Raw genomic sequence first — 18,764 nt, 5'->3', positions numbered from 1 at the left:
TAAATAAATAATTTTAGATATAATTGATAGGAGGAAGTTATATGGATTTTAATAATACAAAAGAGGAACTTTTAAAAAAGGCATATAATATAAAAAGAATTGATGAATTTGATAATATGTATGAAAAGAAATTTTTCCAATTAGTAGAACAAGTAATTTTAGAGTTATTAGAAAGTGAAGATTCTTTTTTTGGGCAATTTATGTTAAGAGTAAAAAGAAAAATAAGAATGGATTTAAATTATCCTATAGCTACAATTCCTAAAAGAAGTGGATTTAATATGTATTTTAACCCGATTTTATTTCTTCAATGTAATAAAAAAGAAATGGCAGCATTATTTAAACATGAAATATATCATATAATGTATTCACATTTTTCTAGAGAAAAGAAAATGAGAGAGAGATTAAGTAAGAAAGCTATAAATACAGCATTAGATATTTCAATAAATCAATATATAAAAAATTTACCACCATGGAGTAAGAAAGTTAATTCTATAAATATGGAATATAATTTAAATCTAAAAGAAGATAGAAGTGCAGAAGAATATGCAGAAGATATTTATAAATCAATTAAACTTAGAGAAAAACATGAAAATGTTGATAAAGAAGATTCATTAGAAGAAATGAATTTAGAAAATGTTCATGATATTTGGGAAGAAATTGATGTATCATTAGAAGATATAGAAAGTTTAACAAAGAAAACAGCTATTAGTATAGATGACTCTAATATGCCAAATGATATTGAAAAAATAATTCTAGGATATAGTGAGAAAGCAGAAATACCTTGGCAAAAGGTATTAAAGAACCTATTGCCGTCTATTAAAAATGGATATAAAAAAACTATAACAAGAAGAAATAGACGACAACCACATAGAGTTGATTTAAGAGGACGGTTACCTAAAAAAGAATCTGAATTAATAATTGCAATTGATATAAGTGCAAGCATGAATGATAGTACTTTACATAAAATTTTAGTGGAAATACTAGAGATTAGTAAAACAATAAATAATACTATAACTGTAATAGAGTGTGATGATTCTATAAAAAGAGTATATAAATTAAGAAGTGAAAAGGATATTAAAAAAAGATCTGAAAATAATGGTTCAACTGCTTTTACACCTGTATTTAAGTATATATTAGATAATAACTTAAGAAATTCAGTATTAATTTATTTTACAGATGGTGTAGGGGAAAAGGAATTAAGTATAAAGCCGTTGAATAAAAAAATAATATGGGTATTAATTGGAGAAGAAGAATTTTCATTAAAAAATCATTATGGAATAATAAAAAGGATACGTAGTGATAAAGAAGAAGTGGTTGAAGGGAATCTTGGATTACGTATGGTTAATTCAGTGATACATGATTGGGCAAGATAAAAATCAATTAAGGAGGAAATAGGTGATTAAAAATTTAAAACTAAAAGAGTATGCAATTATTATGACAATATTATTTTCTTTAAGTTTAATAATAAATATTTTTAGTTATGTTAATATTAGAAATTATAAATATAGAATTGGAAAAGAATCTGAACTTAATATTGAAGATTTAAGGCAAAGAAATGAAAGTAATATGGATATCCTTAAAATGAGTATAGATCAGGGATGCATAAAAAATGATGAATTATTAAAGTTATATAAAAATTATGAGATGATTTCAAATGATATAATAGAATTATGGGAACAATATGCAGAGTATAAATCTAATAGCTTTTCAATATTTTCTAAAAAAATAGAGATAAAAAAAATAATACCTAATGATATAAATTCAAAAATAAGAGAGTGTATGTTTATTTTATTAAACCAAGCTATGAAAAACAAAGAACCAAAGTTAATATTAAATGAAAATTATTTAAATGATTTTATTGCAATGAATAAAGTATCAGAAAAAATATATAATTACTTCGAAGATTTTAATTCAAATAGGTTATCGAATTTAACAGGATCAGATAGAGAAAAGGAAATTATTAAAAATAAGTATTGGATTGATATGTTACAAGGAATATATGATATAAATCAACAATATACTAGTATTCAATGGCATATAAGTGATATTGAAAATTCTAATATTTCGGATATTATAAATTAATATAAATAAATACAACTACTTAAATTAAGTAGTTGTATTATTTAAAATTATTAGTGACATCCACTACATGAGCCACCACAGCCACCTTCAGGTGCTATAACTGGTTTTAAGGTAAGACCTCTACCTTCATTTTCGTTTGTAGAAAGTATTATAAATCCACCAAATTCATCAATTAGAGTTTTTTCCATGATGAAAGATATATCATTTATTTTTTCTACAATATCAGTATCAGTAGCTTCAGATACTGATATGTTAAATATAGGACCACTACATGAAGCACCAGCAAAATTTATTCTAATATTAAAATCAGTTATATTATTTTCATCTAAAAATCCTTTAAATTCATTATAAGCTTCTTCACTTATAGTAATGTTTTTCAAATAAATCACCTACTTAAATTAAAATAATTAACAATTATGTTAATGAATTAAGTATATCATATAAAATATAAAATAAAAAGATTATAAATCAATGAAAATATAGTTTGTAAGCGCAAAGTATGATATAATTTACCAGTATTTATCTCTTTAAAGTATTAAGGGTAAAGTTTATAATTTTAAGTATAAAATAAGTATTAAAAGAGTTTATATTATTAATAATAATTTATATAATAGTTTTTATATTAGTTTTTAGAAGGGAAAAATTTATGAAACCGTATAGCAAAGATTTTATAATAAAAGAAGTACAAGAATATAATTCTTTTATAAATGAATATAGCCTTGGACATTATTGTATAAAAAAAGAAAATAGTAAGGGAATAAAATTACAAGGATATATGTATGAAAATACAATAGAATATGATTTGCCTATAATACAATTATTAAGGGATAATAAAAGTCTTATGAGACTTACACCAAAAGAGATAGAGAGTTCATATCAAGCAATAAAATTTGCCAAAGGAAAAGTTGGAGTTGTAGGACTTGGGCTTGGATATGTAGTAGATAAGATTGCAAAAAAGAATAAAGTAGAGCAAGTTATAGTGTATGAAATTAGTGAAGAAGTAATAGAACTGTATAAAAAAAACTTTGGAGAAAATGACAAAGTTACAATTATACATGGAGATGCATTTAAAGCTAGTTCAGAAACATTTGATTTCTTTTATGTTGATATATATGAATATAAGTTAGATTTAAGAGTAGTAGAAGATTATAAGATATTCAATAAGCTACATGATATACAAGAATATTCATTTTGGGGGATGGAGCATTTTCTTTTAAGCTGTAATTATGAAGAAATACTTTGGGTTTATATTCCTGAAAATTGGATTGAAATGAGTAAAAAGTTATATATTTCTCTTAATACATCAGGATATATAAGAAATTATGAACAATTAGATGAAAATAAAGTAACAAAAACATTAATGGAATTTAAAAAAATATTAAATAGTGATATGGAAATATAATATTATGTTTTTAATCAAAATAAACCTATGTATATTTTATTACTTGGTTCTGTTTTAAATATATAAACACTATTCTAAAACAGAGCCTATTGTTTTTATATAGTAATAGATTATACATAGGTTTTATTATATTAAATATTGAACAATAAATAAAATAATTAAAATGATAATAAAAATTACAGTTTAATATAAAGTTATATGGGGAATGATAAGAAATATTGCTATATAGTGTAATATTTTATTGAATTATAAGGTATTAAATGTTATCATAAAAGTGTTTAGTAAAATATAAATGATAATGGCACACTTATTGAAAAATAAGGTCGCAAAGCTTATGAGTCTAAAGGAAAGATATTTTTTCTATGATCGTCAGGTTACCAAAATATATAATTTTAAACATATAATTTAAGGTTTTGGTATCTATGTTTTATATAGATATTTTTTTATTGTAAATTTCTAGATAAAAATATTTTTATATTAAAATCTAAAATTTAATTAGAAAATAATAAGTAAATATTAAGTAATTCTCAAGTTATAACAATACGTTTTTTACAAATAAAAATGCGAATTATAATTTATATAGTTTTATTTATATTACAAAAAAGAGAAAATTAAATGTAAGAAGGGAGCGAAAATAATTATTAGTTTAATTAATAATTATTAATGATCATGAAAAAAATAGACAAGTTACTATGCGAAGTGGAAAATATTATTAATAGTGGTGTAGATAAGAATGGGGTTATAAAAATTTTAGAGATTTTAAAGTGCTCTATTCCATTAGAAATATTAGATGAAATAAAGTTATATGAAGATTATCTTCCTAAAAATGCGGAAAGTGGTGTATCAGAGGAAAAGAGATATCTTCATTTTTTATGGGATTTATTGGATAAATCTCCTATGTGTCTTATAGCAAATTTTGCAATTCCATATAGAAGAATTTTAGCACAAAAATTATTTAAATCTTGTGGAAAAAATTTCATAGCAGAAGAAAATGTTCGATTTAATATACCAGATAATATTGAAATTGGAGATGATGTGTTTATTAACAGAGGAACCTTTATAGATTCTAAAGGAGGAATTAAAATTGGAAACTTTGTTGGTATAGGAGAAGGAGTGACTATATTAACTCATTCTCATAAAGAACATAGTCATTTATCAAGAGAATATAGACAAGTTATAATAGAAGATTATGCTAAGATATATTGTAATGTGACTATATTTTTAGGTGTGAAAATTGAAAAGCAAGGTATAGTTGCAGCTTGTTCTTTAGTAAACAAGGATGTTAAGGAAAATACAGTAGTTGCAGGTATACCAGCAAAAGAATTTAGAGAAAGAAATACGTTTGGTAATAATGAACATGAACTAAATCATGTGTGGCTTCATAATAAAAGTTTTCAAAATAAATAGATATTTTTAGTGGAATTATATATATTTTAAAATATTATTACAGTATCATTTGATAAATTTTACTAAATTTATAAAATTAAAATAATATCATTAGGAGGGTAATGATGATAAATAAGATTCAGGCTTATTTTAAAAAAGCATCTGTAAAATCAAAATTAATGTTAATAATTATACCAATAGTTGCTTTAGGGCTATTATTATTGACATCAATAACATATGGTGCTGCAAAAAATATGATAGAAAAAGAATTAGTTAATCTTATGTCAGAAAAGGAAACTGAGGCTGTAAATAATATTGATATTTGGTTAAATTCAAGACTTTCAGAAGTTAAGGAAAAGGCTTATAGTCCTATATTAGATCAAATCTTAGAAATTAATCCAGATTTGAATTTAGAAAATAATGATGAATCTATAGCTCTTATAGATCAATTAAATTTATCACGTTGGACTTTTGTTAATAATACATATCCTAATGAATATGCAGCTTTGCATATTTTGAAGGGAATTCCATCTAGTGAATGGAAAAATATAGATAATTCAAAAAAGCTTTTAGCAAGATATTATAATGTAAAGGCAGATGAGTGTAAAACTTCTCCATGGGCTAAAGCAGCTATAGAAGAAACTTTTAAAAAATTTTCTGATAACAATGGCCCTTACGATTTAATTTTAAATCCAACATATTCTGAAGCATATAAAAGAAATGTTGTTATGATGATTGCTTGGAAGAAAGATGAAATGGGAGAGGCTAAAATAGGGGTAGCATCTAGTTTAGTAATAGAAGTAGTAGAAAATAAAGTAAAAGATTTAAAATATGGTGAAAAAGGATATGGAATGTTGATAGGAGATGATGGAACATTTATATCACATCCAAATCAAGAATATGTTATGAAAGAAAATATAAATACATTAGAAGATAAGGAAATGCTAAAGTTATCTTCTGCTATAAAATCACAAGATAAAGGTATAGTTAAACTTGGTATGGGAACTGGAAAGAAATTAGCTTTTTATCATAAAGTACCTGTATCTAATTGGACAGTAGTGAATGTAGTATATGAAAGTGAACTTTTCTCAATTTGTACTAAACTATTAATTTTAATGTTAATAATAGCAATATTAATGATAATAGCAGTTATTTTTGCAATCTATAAATTCTCAAGTAATATGCTTAGACCATTAACTGATATAAGTATATTTGCAGATGAAGTAGCAGCAGGTAATTTAAGTGCAAATATAAATATTAATTCTGATGATGAATTTGGAAATGTTGCTAAAGCATTAAATAATACAGCTGAATATTTAAAGACTTATATTTCTGAAATAGATGCTGTTTTAAGTAGTATATCTAAAGGAAATATTAATATAGAGGTAGATGGTGAATATAAAGGTGATTTTATAGGTATAAAAGAATCTTTAATAAAAATAGTATCTTCATTAAATAATGCATTTAGTCAAATAAGAGAAGCAACACAACAGGTTTCTAGTGGATCTCAAGAAGTATCTTCAGTGGCTCAAGTATTAGCTCAAGGTGCATCTGATCAAGCAAGTTCAATTGATGATTTAACACATTCAATTAGGCATATTAATGAACAATTAAAAGATACAGCTAATCATGCAAATGGAACCAATGACATTGTAAATCAATTAGTTATTTACATTGAAGATAGTAATAAAAAGATGAATGATATGTTAAATGCTATGAGTAATATTGATGTTTCATCTAAGAATATACAAAATATAATTAAAACAATAGCAGATATAGCTGAGCAAACTAATCTTTTAGCCCTAAATGCAGCAATAGAAGCGGCTAGAGCAGGGGAAGCTGGTAAAGGATTTGCAGTTGTTGCTGATGAAGTAAGAACTTTAGCAGAACAAAGTTCACAAGCAGTTAAGAAGACAACTGAACTTATTAAGAATTCTATAGAATCTGTAAATGAAGGTAAAGTTATAGCTGATAATACAGCACATTCATTGAAAGAAGTAGTAGAACATACTAAGGGAGCTACTGAATTAATTGTAAATATAGTTAATTTGGCTGAAGAACAATCATCATCGATTAATAAAATAAATGATAGAATAGAAGCAATTGCCAATGTAGTTCAATCTAACTCATCAATAGCCGAAGAAAGTACGGCAGCTAGTGAGGAGTTAACAGCACAAGCAGAAAGTTTAGATTATATGGTTTCACAATTTGAATTAAAAGAAGATTAGCATATTCTGTGTTAAAAAATAGTAACCTGAAAAAATATTCAGGTTACTATTTTTTATTTTATTAGATAATTTTTAAATATATCTAATAAATTGTCTATTTTACAACTATATTAACAAGTCTACCTTTTATAACAATTACTTTTATTATATTTTTACCTTCAGTATTTGCTTTTATAGTTTCGTTTTCTAATGAAGCTTTTTTGATTCCTTCTTCATCTAGGTTTGATGGAATCATTATTTTAGATTTGATTTTACCGTTAATTTGTATAGCGATTTCAACTTCATCTTTAACTAAAGCAGATGGGTCAAATTCTGGCCATTTTTCGTTAAAAATACTTGATGTATGATCTAATAAGTTCCATTCTTCTTCAGCAAAGTGAGGTGCAAATGGAGCTAATAATTTTAAGAAATCTACTAAAGTTTCTTTTAAGAATTTAGAATTTTTAATATTATTTTGAAGATATTTATTAAGTGCATTTGTAAATTCCATAAGTCTTGCTATTGCTGTATTAAATTGCATTTTATCGCCATCTTCAGTAACACCTTTAATAGCTGTATGTCTCCAGAAGTTTAATTCTTTTTCATCACTATCTATAGTAGATTTACTATTTTCAGAAGAGTTCATAACTTCTCTACATGTTTCTAAAGTTCTTTCAATTCTATCAACAAATCTAGCAACAGATTTAATTCCGTCATCACTCCATGCACCACCTTCAGTATAAGCAAAACCAAACATTAAATACATTCTAAAGACATCAGCACCAAATTCTTTAATGTAATCATCTGGAGATATTGTATTTCCTTTTGATTTACTCATTTTTAAGCCATCTGGTCCTAAGATTAATCCTTGATGAGTTAAGCTTAAAAATGGTTCATCAAATTTTAAATATCCCATATCTCTTAAAGCTTTAGTTATAAATCTTGCATACAATAAGTGCATACAAGCGTGTTCTGGTCCACCAACATATTTATCTACTGGTAATACTTTATTTATTAATTCAGGGTTAAATGGTGCATCAGTATTTTTATTGTCAGGATATCTTAAGTAATACCAAGAAGAACATACAAATGTATCTAAAGTATCAGCTTCTCTTTTTGCAGGCTTACCGCAATGAGGACAAGTTGTATTTATAAATTCTTCACATTTTGCAAGTGGTGATTTACCATCAGGAGTAAATTCAACATTATAAGGAAGTTCTACTGGTAAATCTTTTTCGGGAACTGGAACTGTTCCACAATGTTCACAATATATAACTGGAATTGGAGTACCCCAATATCTTTGTCTTGAAATTAACCAATCTCTTAATCTGAAATTAACTTTCATTTGTCCTAGGTTATCTTTTTCAAGTTTAGCAACAATAGATTTTTTTGCTTCATCTGTAGTTAAACCATCAAATTCACCAGAATTAACAAGTATTCCATGTTCGCAGAATGGAAGTTCTGGTTCATTTCCTACTTTATTTGTAATAACTCTTTTAATTGGTAAATTAAATTTAGTTGCGAAAGCAAAATCTCTTTCATCATGTGCTGGAACTGCCATAACACAACCAGTACCGTATGTAGCTAAGACATAATCAGCTATCCATATAGGAACTTCTTTTCCATTTATAGGATTTATAGCGTATGATCCAGTAAATACACCTGTTTTCTCCTTTGATGATGATTGTCTTTCTATTTCAGATTGCTTACTAGCATCATCTTTGTATTTTTCAACAGCTTCCTTATATTCAGGAAGAGTTAATTCATCAACTAATTTATTTTCAGGTGCTAGAACAACATAGCTTACTCCATTTAATGTATCAACTCTTGTAGTAAAGACATCAAATTTTAAATCTGAATTTTTAACTTTGAAAGTAACTTGAGCACCATAAGATCTTCCAATCCAGTGTTTTTGCATAGATTTAGTTTTTTCAGGCCAATCTAAATCATCTATTTTATCTAATAATTCATCAGCATAGTCAGTTATTTTAAAGAACCATTGAGTTAAATCTTTCTTTATAACTTCAGAATCACATCTTTCACATGCTCCATCAACAACTTGTTCATTAGCTAAAACTGTATTACAAGAAGGACACCAGTTAACAGGAGCTTTTTTTCTATAAGCTAATCCTTTTTCATAAAGTTTTAAAAATAACCATTGAGTCCATTTATAGTAATCAGGGGAGCAAGTAACAACTTCATTTTCCCAATTAAACATAGCACCCATAGATTTTAATTGTTTTTCCATAGTTTCAATATTCTTAAATGTAGAATCTTTAGGATGTATACCTGTTTTTATTGCATAATTTTCAGCAGGTAATCCGAATGCATCAAAACCCATTGGTTGGAATACATTATAACCTTGCATTCTTTTAAGTCTTGCCCATGAATCTGTTGGTCCATAGTTGAACCAGTGACCAGCATGTAATTGAGCACCTGATGGATAAGAGAACATCTCAAGAGTATAAAGTTTCTTATCTAAATTTTCAGTATTGAATTTATAAGTTTCATTTTCTTCCCAAATCTTTTGCCACTTTTCATCAATTTTAGTATTGTAATTTGACATATTAAATCCTCCTAGATAAAATATAATTTTATGTTTTAGGTTGGTTATATTATGATAAAAATAGAAAAAAGTTGAATTTGATTTACTAAATTTATCGATTTATTTTAAATACATATGTTCCAATTAATAATGTTCAATACCAAATGATTAATTACTTAAAAAACTTCAACGAAGTTTTAATACAATGAATATTATTTATTAGAACTTAGATATATAGTTTATCCTAAAACATATAATAAGTATTAAATTTGAACATTAAAAAAAGCTTTCATCTCTAAAATTAAGAGACGAAAGCAAAATTTCCGCGGTACCACTCTTATTAGAAGAAAAAATATAATTTAATCTTCCCACTTCATATTTTTAACGGATATTTACCCGTACTTGTTTTTAACAAGTAAGCTCCTAGACAAGTTCATAATAAAGTAACACTATTTTACAGCAACCAATAGCTCTCTAAAGATACAATTTATTATTACTACTTCTATTCATAGCAAAATATAAAATTTTAGAAATATTATATATTAAAATTTTTAAAAATGCAAGACATTGTTTAAATATGTATTATAATCATCAAGGATAAAAATGTAATTTAGTTATAATTTTTTATGAATTTTTACTTATTTATAAATATGACTCTTATATTTAGATTAGAAAAATTGAATTTATATGGATTTTCTGTTAAAATCGTTACATTCGTATAAAATAATTAGTTACATTTTAGGAGGTTTATATAAATGAATGAAAAAATAATAATTGGAGGAATATTTGCATTATATTTAGTAGTAATGCTATGGATAGGACTCCATTTTTATCGTAAAACTAATAATTTATCTGATTATACATTGGGAGGAAGAAAACTTGGATATTGGGCAAGTTCTATAAGTGCTCAAGCTTCAGATATGAGTGGATGGTTATTACTTGGTCTTCCAGGAGCAGCATTTTTAACAGGGTTATCGGGATCTTTATGGATGGCTTTAGGATTAGCCATAGGAACTTACTTAAATTGGAAGGTGGTAGCTAAAAGACTTAGAATAGATACTCAAAAATATTCAGATTCAATAACAGTGCCCTCTTATTTAGAAAATAGATTTAATGATAAATCAAGAGGATTAAAATTAATATCCTCACTATTCATACTTTTATTTTTTATACCATATACTGCATCAGGGTTTGTTTCAGGAGGTAAGTTATTCACAACAGTTTTTGGAACTCCATACATAGTTTCAGTTATAATATGTGGATTGGTTGTTGTAAGTTATACATTTTTAGGTGGCTTTATGGCAGTTTGTTATACAGATATAATCCAAGGTGTTTTAATGTTTTTTACATTGCTTATATTACCTGTAATAGTTGTAATAGAAGCAGGTGGTATAGGAAATATAGTATCGTCTTTTGATTCATCTCTTTTAAACCCATTAGATATTGGTTTTATAACTGGTTCAAGTAGTGGAACAATAGGTATGGCAGTTATAGGAATAATATCTTCTATTGCATGGTGTCTTGGATATTTTGGACAACCTCATATTATTACTAAATTTATGGCTATAGAGAATCCAGAAGAAATTAAAATTTCAAGAAGAATAGCTACAGTTTGGGCTATAATAACACTTTCAGCTTCAACAGCAATAGGTCTTGTTGGACATTATTATTTTCATAATTTAGTAGGAGCAGATTCAGAAACTATATTTATATTATTAGTTCATAAATGTGTTCCATTAATACTTATAGGAGTTTTATTATCAGCTATATTAGCTGCAATTATGAGTACAGCAGATTCTCAACTTTTAGTCATTTCATCTACAATTTCAGAAGATATTTATAGATCAATTATTAAGCCTAAAGCGTCAGAAAAAGAACTTATAGGAATAAGTAGATTATCAATATTAGTTGTAGCACTTATATCATTTTGTATTTCACTTAATCCAGATAGCTCAGTTTTAAAATTAGTATCATATGCATGGGCCGGTTTTGGATGTGCATTTGGACCAGTTATTATACTTTCTTTATTTTGGAAAAACATCACTAGAAATGGTGCTTTAGCTGGTATGATAATTGGTGGACTTACTTCAGCTATTTGGCCAATATTTAAAAATTATTTTTCAGCACCAATATTTAAACTTTATGAAATTGTACCAGGATTTTTATTAGCTTTAATTGCAATATATATTGTTAGTAAATTAGATTCAAAAAGCACTAAATAAAATAGTACATAATTAAAACAGTAATTGTGTTTTGTTAGAATTTTTATATATACTTAAAACATAAGTTAGTTTATAATATTAGATTTTATTTAAAGATACCAGAAAGATTCTCAGAATTAATATAATTATTTTGAGAATTTTTTTGTGTACAAGAAATTATAGAATTTTTAAAAATAATGAAATAGAGAGATTATTTCATAGAAGATTTTATTTAATAAGGAATATTAGAAAAATCAAAAGCATATTGAAGTTATAATAGTATTAAAATTCTTTTCATATATCTATTAAAAGGATATAGTTTTAAAATTATATAAATTAATGGTTAGATTATAAATTTTTGATACAGTATTTTATATAACATGATAAAATAGTAAATATAAATTATATATTAAGTAAAGATTTATAATGCAATGATTTTATTTTAAATAATGTATAAACAAAGGAAGTGAAAAAACATGAATATATTATTAGCGATAGGTATGATTGTTTTAATACTTAATATAATCTTTTCATTATCACTAATATTTATAGAAAGAAAAGATCCAACTACAACATGGGCATGGCTTTTAATATTAATTATTTTACCTGGCTTAGGATTTGTATTATACCTTTTATTTGGACAAAACTTGAGTAGGCAAAAGATTTTTAAAGAAAAAACTCAAATTGATGAAATAAAGAGAAAAAATTTAAGTGATAGATATAATAGTAGTAGTAATTGTCATGATGGTGGAGATAAATTTTTCGATTTAAGAAAAATGAATTATAATCATTCAGGATCACAATATACAACAAACAATGATCTTCAAGTATATGTAAATGGAGAAGATAAGTTTAAACAATTGATTGAAGATATAAGAAGCGCAAAAAGATATATACATATAGAGTACTATATTTTTCGTAATGATTGTTTGGGAAAAAAGATAATAGATGAATTAACTAAAAAAGCAGCTAATGGTATTGAAGTGAGATTATTAGCAGATAGTATGGGATCATATACTTTAACTAAAAAAGCACTTAAAGAATATTTAAATGCTGGAGGTAAATTTGCTATATTTTTTCCAGGAATTTTACCACATATAAATACTCGTATAAATTATAGAAATCATAGAAAAATAGTTGTTATAGATGGGAAATACGGGTATGTTGGTGGATTTAATGTTGGAAAAGAATATATAAACAAGGATCCCAAAATTGGTTTTTGGAGAGATACTCATGTAAGAATAGAAGGGGAAGCTGTTAATGATTTAAATGAAAGATTTTTATTAGATTGGTGTTATGCATCTGGAGAAGAAATAATAGATTATAAAAAATATTTATCAGAAATAAATGAAGAAATTGGTGATGTTGGAATACAGATTGTTACTAGTGGACCAGATCATGAAGAGGAATATATTAGAAATGCATATATAAAACTTATAAATAATGCTAAAAAAAATTTATATTTAGAAACGCCTTATTTAGTTCCAGATTTACCAATATTAGAAGCGTTAAAAATATCAGCATTATCAGGAGTTGATGTAAGAATAATAATACCTGGAAATCCAGATCATTTTTTCATGAAGTGGGCAGCAAGTTCATATATAGGAGAACTTTTAGATGCAGGTATAAAAATGTATTATTATAAAAAAGGATTTATTCATGCTAAAGCTATGGTTGCAGATAGTACTGTGGTATCTATAGGAACTGCTAATATGGATATAAGAAGCTTTAAATTAAATTTTGAGGTTAATGCTTTTATATTTGATGACAGAGTAGCTAGTGATTACGAAAAACAATTTATGGAGGATATTAAATTTTCTGAAGAGATAACTAAAGAATCTCATGCTTGTAGAAGTACTTATTTAAAGATAAAAGAATCTTTAGCACGATTACTTTCACCAATATTATAATGATTTTAAATTATGGATTATATATATAAATTACTTTTTACATTAACTTCGAACAAATGTTTAAATAAAATAATAAGATATAAAAAGAGGAATGGATCATAATTAAGTTAAAACTTAATTATGATTCATTCCGTGTATTAAATATAATTATCTATTTGTTATTAGGAGTAAAGATGGTTTGTCTACCTATTTCAACAGCATTTTTATGGATACGTTGAGATAATTCTATACTTTGTATAGCAGAAGTATCCTTTGGTGCAACACTAGTTTTTAATTTAAATGAATAGCTCTTACCAGGAGTTATAGTTTTACCGTCATAAGTAGTAGAAATATCTACTACAGTGTAGCCATCCTCATAGCTAACTGCTCCAGTAGTGTATTCACCAGAAGATAAAGGACCATCTGTACTCTTTATATAAATTTTTGGAGTTTTTATTGTTTCAGCGCATCTTTCTACACCTTTTAAAACTGCATCAGATTCTTCTAGTTTTTCATTATTTGTTATAGTGATGTTATAACCACCACTAGTTCCCCAACTTTCAGCATATGGAGTTATTGTTGCAGTAACATTTAGATTATTATAAACTATATTATATTCAGGAAGCTTGTCATTACCGTACAATTTACTTTTTGTAAATTTAGTTAATTCATCACGATTATCAGATGATGTAGGAGCATCTTGTGAAGCCATCCATGCAATCATACCTCCTAAGTTATTTTCCTTTACATAATTGACTTTTTCACCTATAGATTTAGTGTTATCATAAGTGAAAAATGCACCACTGTTTTCATCATATAGATAAGGTGCTTTAGCAATATCATCCCAATATTCTTTAATACCAGGATATGCTGACTTTAATTTATTTAAGCTTCTGTAAGACCAAACTCCACCTACACGGCCACTATCTCCTGATTTTAATGGTGCTTCATTTTTTGCTCCTTTTGCAGGGTTACCATCAGCATCTTTTGAAACTACTTCTGCTGTACCGTATAATCCAGGTGTCTTAGAATCAGGGCCATTAGACACTTTTTGCCATCCACGACTATAATAAGCAGAACCAATGACTATTTTATCTGATGGAGCACCATTGCTTAAAAGATATTTGACACTTTGATCAATTGATAAACCACTTTCAGTTAGTGGATCATTTGGATTAGCATAAAGAGCTGTTTGATGTCCACTAGTATCGTCCCAAGCACCTCTCATATCGTATGTCATGATGTTTGCAAAATCAACCACCTTAAATAATTTTTTAATATCAATACCTGAATCTAATTTTGCTTTTGGTGCAGGCAGAGCTACAGAAAGTTCATAAGTTTTTCCTATTTTTTCACCTTGCTTATCTAAGGCGTTTCTTAAATCTTGTAATAAAAGAATGTAATTTTCTTTATCAGCAGCAGTTGAATTTATAGTACCTTCATCATTTTTATTATCTACAAGATCTGGCTCTCTAACAGAACAAGGATATTCCCAGTCAACATCAACAAAATCCATATTAGTATATTGTATAAATTTCATAATGTTTTCAACAAACTTAGCTCTAGTAGAGCTATTAGCAACTACTTTAGAAAAATCTCCAGATTTAGACCAACCACCAAGGGAAATACCTATTTTTAAATTTGGATTTTCAGCTCTTAATTCTTGAAAAGCATTTAATAAACCTGCATTTGCATCGTTCCATTGTACAGGCATTCCAACTGGAGCATCAAGTGCAGCTCCGGAATCTGTAAATTGCAAGCTTCCATCTTCATTAAAGTCTAAAAAAGCAAAATTTAAATGAGTTAGTTGATTAGCTGGTATGTTTTTAGGATAAAAGTTGTTTTGACCACCCCAGATAGACCAATCTCCATAATACATTACATTACGTTTAATCTGTTTAGCTTGATATTTAGCGTTAACTTTAGTAGCAGCATTGACAGGAATTCCAGGAAAGCCAACCAATGTAGTTCCTAAAATTGATGGAATCACTGTGAATACCAAAATAGATTTTTTTAATTTGTTAAATTTTTGTTTTGACATGTGAATTCCTCCTTATTATTTTAAAATATATTTTAAAGGATTTACCTTATTTGATAATTATGAAGATATTAAAGTGGACTTTAGAGAAGTGAAGGAAAATCATTTATTGTAGAATATAAAGATACTATAAAATAATGATTGTCCAGTTGAAGCTATCTTGAATTCTTTATGAATTACAGATTAGTTAATATTTTTTTATTTTAATATAATTACAATTAAAAAGAAAAAATATGTATTATATTCAATAAATTTACTTATATTTCTTTAATAATTATTATATCACTTATTTAAATGTTTACAATAAAAATATAATTACAAAATATGATGAAATATTTTGTAATTTTTAACAAAAAATGGGAATGAAATTGAAGAATATTTGAGAAAAATGAGCTTGATTAACACATATATAAGTTATTAATCACAAATAGCTAATACGTTAAATTTTTTAAATATAAAATATTGATAAATAATTATTTTACAAGAAATAAATATATTAATATATCAAATAATATTGACAAATTATAATGATTTGATATAATGTTAAAAAGATTAAATTTATAATGGATGGAGAAAAAACATGAAAAAGGATATTTGTAGATGTATGATGCAAAAATTTTATAGCTTTTTTTATTTTATATTCTGGGGCTTTTATTTTAGCGCTGGCTATTTATTTTGCAGAAAACTGAATAATAATACCTTTTTAATGAGTGATTAGATTCATATAAAATTTTTTTCAATAGGTGAATAACATTGATATTTTATAGAGCTCATTAATTATGAGCTCTATTTTTTATAACTCAAATACAAATTAATGTAAGAAAGAACAAAAAATACAAGGGGGCAATATATAATGATAGTAATATTAAAGAAAAATATAAAGCAAGAGGATGTAGAAAAACTAACAGCACAAATTCAAACTAAAGGAGTTATAGTAAATCCTGTTATAGGAACTGAAATTAGTGTTTTAGGATTAGTTGGAGATACGAGTAAAATAGATCCTTCTAATATTGAAGCAAGCGAAATAGTTGAGAGAGTAATGAAAGTTCAAGAACCTTTCAAAAAAGCCAATAGAATGTTTCACCCAGAGGATACAATAGTTGATGTAAATGGAATAAAAATTGGCGGAAAGAAAATAGCAATGATTGCAGGACCATGTTCAGTTGAAAGTGAAGAACAAATAATAGGAATTGCTAATGAAGTAAAGGAATGTGGGGCTAACTTCTTAAGAGGTGGAGCATTTAAACCAAGAACTTCACCATATGCGTTTCAAGGATTAAAATATGAAGGATTAGAATTATTAAAGAAAGCAAGAGAAAAAACAGGTTTACCAATAGTAACTGAAATTATGTCACCATATGATATAGAAGTTTTTAATGATAATGTTGATGTAATACAAGTTGGAGCAAGAAATATGCAAAATTTCGATTTACTCAAAGAATTAGGTAAAATAGATAAACCAATATTATTAAAGAGAGGTTTATCAGCAACTATAGAAGAATGGTTAATGTCAGCAGAATACATTATGTCTGGTGGAAATGAAAATATTATTCTTTGTGAAAGAGGAATAAGAACATTCGAGACTTACACTAGAAATACTTTAGACTTAAGTGCTATACCAGCAGTTAAAAAGCTAAGTCATTTACCAGTTGTTGTTGATCCAAGTCATGCTACAGGTAAGTATTGGATGGTTGAACCTTTAGCTAAAGCTGCAATAGCAATTGGTGCAGATGGGCTTATAATAGAAGTACACAATGATCCAGCAAATGCTTTGTGTGATGGTCCACAATCAATAAAACCAAGTAAGTATAAAAAGATTTTTGAAGAACTAAAAGTTATTGCAAATGCAGTAGGTAGGGAAATATAGTTTAAATAAAGTTAAATTTATATTTAAACAGAAAAGTTGAATTAAAATATATAAGGAGAGTATTAAAATGAAGGAGTTAGTTGTAGATTTAAAGGAAAAAAGTTATTCAATAGTAATTAAAAAGGGACTTATTAATGATTTTGGTGATGAGATTAAGAAGGTTTATAATGGAAAGAAGATTTTTATATTAACAGATAAAAATGTAGATTATTATTATGGTGATAAGGTTAAAGACTTGTTAATTAGTGTTGGATATGAAGTTAAGAAAATGGTTCTAGAGCCTGGAGAGGAAACTAAATCTTTTAATACTCTTCCTAAAATATATAATGAATTTTTAGATTTTAGATTAACTAGAAGTGATTTGATTATTACACTTGGTGGTGGTGTTATAGGGGATATTGGAGGGTTTGCAGCTTCTACATTTTTAAGAGGTATTGATTTTATTCAATTCCCAACATCATTACTTGCTCAAGTTGATAGTAGTGTTGGAGGAAAGGTTGCAGTAGATTTAGATAGGGGCAAAAATTTAGTAGGAAGTTTTTATCACCCAAAAATAGTTTTGATTGACCCAAATGTTTTAATTACTTTAGAAGATAAATTTTTTAAAGATGGAATGGCTGAAGTAATAAAATATGGTTGCATTAAAGATAAAGAATTTTTTCATAAATTAAAGGGTTTTAGTTATAAAAGTGAGGTAATGGAAAATATAGAAGATATAATCTATACTTGTTGCAACATTAAGAGAATAGTTGTTGAAAATGATGAAAAAGATAAGGGCGAAAGAATGTTATTAAATTTTGGACATACATTAGGTCATGCAATAGAAGCATACTATAATTTTAATAAATATACTCATGGTGAAGCTGTAGGAATAGGAATGTATAAAATATCTAAAATATCTGAAGAAAAAGGAATTATATCAGAAGGAATTTCTAATGAAATAAAAGATATATTAGTTAATTATTCACTTCCTTATGATATAGATATTGAAAATTTAGATAAGATATTAGAAACAATTTCTTTGGATAAAAAAAATATTGATAATGTGTTAAAAGTAGTTTTACTTAAAGAAATTGGAGATGCATTTTTACAAAATACTAATATAGATTTTTTTAAAACAAATAAATTTTAATTCATACATTATTTT

12 protein-coding genes, 1 riboswitch and 1 other annotated feature are annotated in these 18,764 nt (G+C 26.2%); of the genes, 9 read left to right on the top strand and 3 right to left on the bottom strand.

Annotated features, from left to right (window positions below; genetic code table 11):
* Positions 1-41 precede the first annotated feature (41 nt).
* On the top strand, positions 42-1,373 hold the full coding sequence (locus tag BGI42_RS12580) for a vWA domain-containing protein (protein WP_069680630.1): 1,332 nt from the start codon (positions 42-44) through the stop codon (positions 1,371-1,373).
* Between the two features lie 22 nt (positions 1,374-1,395).
* Positions 1,396-2,082 (top strand): hypothetical protein, encoded by a 687-nt coding sequence (locus BGI42_RS12575; protein WP_069680629.1) that lies wholly within the window; start codon positions 1,396-1,398, stop codon positions 2,080-2,082.
* A gap of 50 nt (positions 2,083-2,132) precedes the next feature.
* On the opposite strand, the gene BGI42_RS12570 is transcribed toward BGI42_RS12575, so the two are convergent.
* The gene (locus BGI42_RS12570; protein WP_069680628.1) at positions 2,133-2,462 is read right to left on the bottom strand and encodes a HesB-like protein; all 330 of its coding nucleotides are present in this window, start codon (positions 2,460-2,462) and stop codon (positions 2,133-2,135) included.
* Positions 2,463-2,728: 266 nt separating this feature from the next.
* Here BGI42_RS12570 and BGI42_RS12565 point away from each other — a divergent pair, with 266 nt between their 5' ends.
* From BGI42_RS12565 to BGI42_RS12555, 3 genes are all read left to right on the top strand, one after another.
* On the top strand, positions 2,729-3,484 hold the full coding sequence (locus tag BGI42_RS12565) for a polyamine aminopropyltransferase (RefSeq protein WP_069680627.1): 756 nt from the start codon (positions 2,729-2,731) through the stop codon (positions 3,482-3,484).
* 290 nt (positions 3,485-3,774) lie between these two features.
* A riboswitch (cyclic di-GMP riboswitch) is annotated at positions 3,775-3,866 on the top strand.
* Positions 3,867-4,153: 287 nt separating this feature from the next.
* The gene (locus tag BGI42_RS12560) at positions 4,154-4,891 is read left to right on the top strand and encodes an acyltransferase (protein ID WP_069681087.1); all 738 of its coding nucleotides are present in this window, start codon (positions 4,154-4,156) and stop codon (positions 4,889-4,891) included.
* Between the two features lie 104 nt (positions 4,892-4,995).
* The gene (locus BGI42_RS12555) at positions 4,996-7,098 is read left to right on the top strand and encodes a methyl-accepting chemotaxis protein (protein ID WP_069680626.1); all 2,103 of its coding nucleotides are present in this window, start codon (positions 4,996-4,998) and stop codon (positions 7,096-7,098) included.
* A gap of 94 nt (positions 7,099-7,192) precedes the next feature.
* On the opposite strand, the gene leuS is transcribed toward BGI42_RS12555, so the two are convergent.
* Positions 7,193-9,643: a leucine--tRNA ligase gene (leuS, locus tag BGI42_RS12550; RefSeq protein WP_069680625.1), complete on the bottom strand. Its 2,451-nt coding sequence runs from the start codon at positions 9,641-9,643 to the stop codon at positions 7,193-7,195.
* Positions 9,644-9,923: 280 nt separating this feature from the next.
* Positions 9,924-10,141: a binding site (T-box leader), on the bottom strand.
* Between the two features lie 236 nt (positions 10,142-10,377).
* On the opposite strand from leuS, the gene putP reads away from it, so the two are divergent.
* Positions 10,378-11,844 (top strand): sodium/proline symporter PutP, encoded by a 1,467-nt coding sequence (gene putP / locus BGI42_RS12545; protein ID WP_069680624.1) that lies wholly within the window; start codon positions 10,378-10,380, stop codon positions 11,842-11,844.
* A gap of 455 nt (positions 11,845-12,299) precedes the next feature.
* On the top strand, positions 12,300-13,733 hold the full coding sequence (gene cls / locus BGI42_RS12540) for a cardiolipin synthase (RefSeq protein WP_069680623.1): 1,434 nt from the start codon (positions 12,300-12,302) through the stop codon (positions 13,731-13,733).
* A gap of 151 nt (positions 13,734-13,884) precedes the next feature.
* Here cls and BGI42_RS12535 read toward each other — a convergent pair whose 3' ends face one another.
* Positions 13,885-15,753, bottom strand: a complete 1,869-nt coding sequence (locus BGI42_RS12535) for a glycoside hydrolase family 18 protein (protein ID WP_069680622.1) — start codon at positions 15,751-15,753, stop codon at positions 13,885-13,887.
* An 850-nt stretch (positions 15,754-16,603) separates the two neighbouring features.
* Between BGI42_RS12535 and aroF the strand changes: the two genes are divergently transcribed.
* Positions 16,604-17,617: a 3-deoxy-7-phosphoheptulonate synthase gene (gene aroF / locus BGI42_RS12530; RefSeq protein ID WP_069680621.1), complete on the top strand. Its 1,014-nt coding sequence runs from the start codon at positions 16,604-16,606 to the stop codon at positions 17,615-17,617.
* Between the two features lie 67 nt (positions 17,618-17,684).
* Positions 17,685-18,749: a 3-dehydroquinate synthase gene (gene aroB, locus BGI42_RS12525; protein ID WP_069680620.1), complete on the top strand. Its 1,065-nt coding sequence runs from the start codon at positions 17,685-17,687 to the stop codon at positions 18,747-18,749.
* Positions 18,750-18,764: the final 15 nt, after the last annotated feature.

Origin of the sequence: Clostridium taeniosporum (assembly GCF_001735765.2) — a bacterium.
Classification (GTDB): Bacteria; Bacillota; Clostridia; order Clostridiales; family Clostridiaceae; genus Clostridium; species Clostridium taeniosporum.
Note: the sequence above shows the minus strand (reverse complement) of the source record. Positions and strands in the feature narration are given on the sequence as shown.